The following is a 6243-nucleotide window of genomic DNA, read 5'->3' on the forward strand; positions in this document are numbered from 1 at the left end:
CCGACGGCACCGTGGTGATCACCAACGCGGGGGCCGACCTGACCTACGAGCCGGACCCCGACTACTGCAACGACGCCCCGGCCAACCCGACCGACGACTTCACCTACACGCTGGCGCCGGGTGGCGATACGGCGACGGTGGCGGTCACGGTCACCTGCGTCGCCGACGCACCTGACGCGGTCGGCGACACGGCGACGGTGGCCGAGGACGACCCGGCGACCACGATCGACGTGCTGGCCAACGACTCCGACGCCGACGGCGACAGCTTCGCGATCACCTCGGTGACCCAGCCGGCCGACGGCACCGTGGTGATCACCAACGCGGGGGCCGACCTGACCTACGAGCCGGACCCCGACTACTGCAACGACGCCCCGGCCAACCCGACCGACGACTTCACCTACACGCTGGCGCCGGGTGGCGACACGGCGACGGTGGCGGTCACGGTCACCTGCGTCTCCGACAACCCGGTGGCCGCCGACGACACGGCGACGGTGGCCGAGGACGACCCGGCGACCACGATCGACGTGCTGGCCAACGACTCCGACGCCGACGGCGACCCGTTCACGATCGGCTCGGTGACCCAGCCGGCCGACGGCACCGTGGTGATCACCAACGCGGGGGCCGACCTGACCTACGAGCCGGACCCCGACTACTGCAACGACGCCCCGGTCGACCCGACCGACGACTTCACCTACACGCTGACGCCCGGCGGGGACACTGCGACCGTTGCTGTGAGCGTCACCTGTGTGCCTGACCCCGCCGTCGCGAACGACAACTCGGCAATCCTCGACGAGGACGACCCCGCCGCCGCGATCAACGTGCTTGCGAACGACGTCGAGGGCGACACCGGGCCGATCTCGATCGCCTCTGTGACCCAGCCGGCGAACGGCACGGTCGTGATCACCGGTGGCGGCAGCGGCCTGACCTACCAGCCGTCCCCGAACTACTGCAACGACCCCCCGGGAACCACGCCCGACACCTTCACCTACACCCTGACTCCGGACGGCGACACCGCGACCGTCTCGGTCACGGTGACCTGCGTCAACGACGCCCCCGTGGCCGACGACGAGACCTTCAACGGGCCCAATGCGGCCGTGGGCAACACCGTGCTCGTCATGAACGACCCGACCGACGGCGCCCCGGCGGAGAGCGGGCCGAAGAAGACGGTCGCCGGCGACCTCCTCGCGGGCGACACCGACATCGACAGCGCGGGGCCGCTCACGATCACGGCGGAGACCGTGGCTTCGGTCGACGGTGGTTCCGCGGTCATCGAGGCCGACGGCGACTTCGTGTTCACCCCGAACCCCGGCTGCACCGATCTCTCCGACTCGTTCTCCTACACGCTGAAGGACGGCGACGGCGGCACCGACCTCGGCACCGTCACGGTCGACCTCTCCGGCTGCGTCTGGTACGTCGACAACTCCGCGACCGCGGGCGGCGGCGGTCTGTCATCCGCGCCGTTCGACACGCTGGCCGAGGCCGAGGCGGCCTCCGGCGTCAACCAGACGATCTACCTGTACGACGGCGACAACACGACCACTGGCTACGCCGCGGGGTTCGACCTCCAGGCCGGCCAGCGGCTGCTGGGCGAGATCGTCGACCTGCAGATCGGCTCCGACCTGCTCGCCACGGGTACGCCGGGCAACCGTCCGACGATCACCGCGAGCGGTGCCGACGTCGTCACCATCGATGACGGGAACACCGTCCAGGGCCTCGAGCTCGACCCCAGCGGTGCTGGCGGCGGAATCGCCGGCGGTGCGGGCGACTCGGGCGGCGGCACCATCGCGGACGTGCGGATCATCGACGCCGGCACGGCGGGCAGCCAGCCGGGTCTCGAGCTCGACGGCACCACGGGCACGTTCAACGTCTCCGACCTGACAGTCAGCACCGCGGGCGCCACCGGCGTCCGGCTGAACACCGCGGGCACCGTCAGCTTCGCCGGCACCGGCACCATCTCCGTGACGACCAGCGGCGCGAAGGCGCTCGACCTGACCGGCACCAACCTCGGCACCAGCGTGTTCGACTCGGTCACCGTCACTGGGTCGGGCAGCGGCGCGGTGGCGGTGACGAACACGACCGGCACACTCACCTTCGGCGATCTCGCGCTCACGACGACCTCCGGGACGGCCGGCGCGTTCGTGCTCTCGAATGCTGCGGGCGTGACAGTCCCAGCGGCGGCTACGACCAACGTGAGCTCGAACGGCGGGCGTGCAATTGACGTGAGCATCGCGTTCGGTGCGGTGCTCAACTTCGACTCGATCACCTCGACCAACACCACGAGCGGGGTGAGTCTGACCAGTCTCGGGACCGGTACCTTCGACGCCGACGCAGGCACGATCCAGGGTTCTTTCCAGGTAGGCAGCGGCAGCGGGAACGTCACCTACGACGGCGACATCGTCGACAGCACCAGCGGGTCGGTGAACGTGGTGAGCCGAACGGGGGGCACGGTCTCCTTCACCGGGTCGATCACGGACGGCCCGGACGCCAGTGGCGGGATCGTCGTGGGCAACAACTCCGGCGGCTCGACCGTCTTCAGTGGACCGAGCACGACCCTCGACACGGGCAACCAGACCGCTGTCTCGATGCACAACAGTGACGGGCACACCCTGCAGTTCACGGGTGGAGGGCTCGCCATCACGACGACCAATGGCCGGGGCTTCAGCGCCGAGACCAGTGGCACGGTCGCGGTCTCCGGGTCCGGCAACACGATTACGAGCACGACCGGTCGCGCACTGACCATCATCAACACCGATATCGGTGCTGCCGACCTCACGTTCCAGTCGATCTCGGCGAATCAAGCCACCGGCGGCTTCAACCAAGGCATCCTGCTGGACACCACCGGCACCCTCGGCAACCTGGTGGTCACCGGCAACGGCGGCACCTGCACCAACGCCGACACCTCCGGCTGCTCGGGCGGCACGATCCAGAACGCGCCGGGGAACGACGACGGGGGCTCGGTCCCGGTCGGCACCGGCATCGTGCTCAAGGACACAATGACCCCGTCGTTGACGCGGATGTGGATCAAGAACCACTCCAACTACGGGATCCGTGGGCACAACGTGTCCGGCCTGACGATCGCCAACAGCGTCATCAACGGCGCCAACGGCACCAACGGCACCGACCCGTTCAACGAGTCGAGCGTCTACCTCACCAACCTGACCGGGTCGGCGTCGATCACCGACACCCATGTCAGCGGCGGTATCGAGAACAACCTGGCCGTGGTGAACAGCACGGGTTCCCTCACCGCCCTGACGTTGACGAACCTGGTGTTCGGGGAGAGCACCACGCGTCCGTCCAACGACGCCCTGCTGCTCTCCACCGAGGCGACCGCGGGGACGCTCAACGCGACGATCACGCAGAGCGACTTCTTCAGCGCCGCCGGCGACCTGTTCCAGCTCGACCACAACGGCTCCGGGACGTCAGCACTGACCCTGACCAACAACACCTTCGACAACAACCACCCGGCGATCGCCACCGGCGGCGGCGGACTGTCCCTGTTCACCTCGGGCACCGGCGGCAACGCGACGATGACGATCGACACCAACACCTTCCGCGACGCGGTGGGCCCCGGCGTGCTGATCGTCAAGACCCTCGGGGCTGCGACCCAGACCGCGACCTTCACCAACAACGTGATCGGCGTCAGCGGAACGGCCAACAGCGGTTCCGCTGAGGGGTCGGGTCTCAAGCTGCAGAACGTCGGGCTCGGGACCACCACCTGGTCGGTGACCGGCAACCAGATCCGCGGCTACAACAACTTCGGCGTCGAGGTGCTCGCCGGCGGCGGGGCGTCGGCTCAGTCCGGGACGCTCAACACGACGATCACCGGCAACACGATCGCCGAGCCCGGCACCACCGCCGGCACCAACACGATCCCGAAACAGGGTGTGCACCTCAACATCGGCACCCAGCCCGGCGACACCTTCCTGGCCTGCACCGCCATCACGGGCAACACGCTGCACGCGAGCGGCGCCGACGCCACCGTCGACCCGACCGGTATCAACGTCGACGTCCGGCTGCGGCAGCGCCAGGCGACGACGATCCGGCTGCCCGGCTACGCCGGCGCCAACAACGACAACGGGGCGGTGCAGACCTTCGTCATCAACAACAACAGCATCGGTGGCACGCCGCAGGCGCTCGCAGCGAACAACGTCCCGACCGGCGGCGGCTTCGTCGGCGGCGCCGCGTGCCCGACCCCGTGACCACCACGACCCGAGAAAGGAGCCCGGATGTCTGAGCCGTTCTTGTCCGAGATCAAGCTGATGTCCTTCAACTTCCCACCCCAGGGCTGGGCCCTGTGCAACGGACAGCTGCTGCCGATCAACCAGAACCAGGCGCTCTTCTCGCTGCTCGGGACGACGTATGGCGGCAACGGGCAGACGAACTTCGCGCTGCCCAACCTGCGCGGCCGGGTGCCGATCCACTTCGGCGCGGGCCACACGCTGGGGGAGGCGGCGGGCTCGACCTCGGTGACGATCAACCTCCAGCAGCTGCCGACGCACACCCACTTCGTCAACGGCTCGACCGTCGCGACGGGTGGCTCGGCGTCGCCGAACGGCAGATACCTCGGTGGCGCCAACAACGCCTATCGCAGCGGAGCTCCGACGACGACGCTGAACCCGGCGATGGTGTCGAGCGTGGGGGGCAGCCAGCCGCACAACAACATGGCGCCGTACCTGACGCTCAACTTCTGCATCGCGCTCATCGGCATCTTCCCGAGCCAGAACTGAGGAGGGACGACGATGGCGCCTTACATCGGCGAGATCCGGATGTTCGCAGGCAACTTCCCGCCCAACGGCTGGATGTTCTGCGAGGGGCAGACGATCCCCATCGCGGAGAACGACGCGCTGTTCACGCTGATCGGCACGACCTACGGCGGCGACGGCCAGGAGACCTTCAACCTGCCGAACCTGGCCAGCCGGTTCCCGATCCACATGGGCACCGGGCCCGACGGGACGACGTACCAGATGGGCGAGATGGCGGGGACCGAGAGCGAAACCCTGACGATCCAGCAGATCCCGAACCACAGCCATCCGCTGTCGGGCAACGACAGCCAGCCGGGCAACCAGGTCAGCCCGGCGGGCAGCCTGCCGGCGATCTCGCTCAACGTGGTGCCGTTCATCAACGACGCCACCACGGGCAACTTCAATGCTTTGGCGGTGGCGCCGATCGGCGGCAGCCAGCCGCACGAGAACATGCAGCCCTTCCTCTGCATCAACTTCATCATCTCGCTGTTCGGCGTCTTCCCGAACCAGACCTGATAGCCGAAGGAGCGCCATGTCCGACCAGTTCGTTGCGGAGATCCGCATCTTCCCGTTCAACTTCGCCCCCACCGGGTGGGCCCTGTGCAACGGCCAGCTGATGCCGATCTCGCAGAACACCGCCCTCTTCTCGCTGCTCGGCACGGTCTACGGCGGCGACGGCAAGTCGACCTTCGCCCTGCCCGACCTCCAGGGCAACGCACCGATGCAGCCCGGCCAGGGGCAGGGCCTGAGCCAGCGGTTCCTCGGGGAGATGAGCGGTGTCGAGACCGTGACCCTGCTCCAGAGCGAGATCCCCGTCCACACCCACCAGCTGAGCGCGAACACGGTCGACCTCGGCGACACCAGCACGCCCAATCCGTCGGCCGTCTATGCCCAGTCGGCCGGCGGCACGCTCTACCAGGCGAGCACCAACACCCAGCTCAGCCCGCAGACGCTCGCGCTGGCCGGCGGCAGCCTGCCGCACAACAACATGCAGCCCTACCTGACCGTGAACTTCTGCATCGCGCTGCAGGGCATCTTCCCGCCGAGGCCATGACCGTGCCCGCGATGACCGTGCCTCCCAGGACCGTGCCCGACAGGACCGTGCCCGACAGGACCGTGCCCGACGGCGTCACGTTGCGCCCGGTGACCGAGGCCGACCGGCCGTTCCTGGTGGCGCTCTACGCCACCACCCGCGCCGACCTCGCCCTGTTGCCGGTCGCCGGCGACCAGCGCGACGCGCTCGTCGCGATGCAGTTCCGCGCCCAGGACCAGCACTACCGACAGCTTCACCCGGACGCTTCGTTCGACATCGTCGAGGTGGCCGGCCGTCCCGGCGGGCGGCTGTACGTCGACCGGGGGACCGCTGAGATCCGGATCATCGACATCAGCCTGCTCCCCGAGCACCGGGGAGCCGGGATCGGCGCAGCGCTGATCCGGGGCGTCCAGGACCAGGCGGCCGCGACCTGCCGCACGGTGAGCCTGCACGTCGCGATGGACAACC

At 68.7% G+C, this 6243-nt stretch carries 5 protein-coding genes; all 5 read left to right on the forward strand.

The features are described 5' to 3' along the window. A partial coding sequence (locus H0488_RS21370; RefSeq protein ID WP_183101232.1) for an Ig-like domain-containing protein occupies positions 1-4199 on the forward strand: 4199 nt, incomplete at its 5' end. Between the two features lie 27 nt (positions 4200-4226). Beyond that, a complete protein-coding gene (locus H0488_RS21375; RefSeq protein ID WP_183101233.1) occupies positions 4227-4727 on the forward strand; it encodes a phage tail protein in 501 nt (166 codons plus the stop codon). Positions 4728-4739: 12 nt separating this feature from the next. Further along, the gene (locus H0488_RS21380; RefSeq protein WP_183101234.1) at positions 4740-5258 is read left to right on the forward strand and encodes a phage tail protein; all 519 of its coding nucleotides are present in this window, start codon (positions 4740-4742) and stop codon (positions 5256-5258) included. Positions 5259-5274: 16 nt separating this feature from the next. After that, positions 5275-5796, forward strand: coding sequence for a phage tail protein (locus H0488_RS21385; protein ID WP_183101235.1), 522 nt, complete (start codon positions 5275-5277; stop codon positions 5794-5796). Positions 5797-5807: 11 nt separating this feature from the next. After that, positions 5808-6243: GNAT family N-acetyltransferase (locus H0488_RS21390; RefSeq protein WP_183101236.1), on the forward strand; the 436-nt coding region annotated here is incomplete at its 3' end.

The organism is Nocardioides pelophilus (assembly GCF_014180685.1).
GTDB classification, from domain to species: Bacteria; Actinomycetota; Actinomycetes; order Propionibacteriales; family Nocardioidaceae; genus Nocardioides; species Nocardioides pelophilus.